This is a genomic window from Halanaerobaculum tunisiense, assembly GCF_054657635.1.
Map to the genome: position 1 here is coordinate 1 of NZ_BAAHYI010000041.1, position 331 is coordinate 331.

At 39.6% G+C, this 331-nt stretch carries 1 protein-coding gene; it reads left to right on the plus strand.

Features of this window, described 5'->3' with window-relative positions:
- A partial coding sequence (locus ACYQ3D_RS12670; protein ID WP_459838826.1) for an EF-Tu C-terminal domain-related protein occupies positions 1 to 331 on the plus strand: 331 nt, incomplete at both ends.

The window sequence follows — 331 nt, forward strand, 5'->3', positions numbered from 1 at the left end:
AGAGAGAGGAACAATAGAAGTAGGAGATGAAGCAGAGATTGTAGGAATTAAAGAAACAGAAGAGACAGTAATTACAGGAATTGAGATGTTTAGAAAGCAAATGGAGAGTGCTCAAGCAGGAGATAATGTAGGAGCACTACTAAGAGGTATTGATAAAGAAGATATTGAACGAGGTCAAGTACTAGCTGAGCCAGGTTCAATTACGCCACATACTAAGTTCAAGGCAGAAGTTTATGTTCTTAGCAAAGATGAAGGTGGCCGACACACACCATTCTTTGATGGCTATAAGCCTCAGTTTTACTTCAGAACAACAGACGTAACAGGAACAATC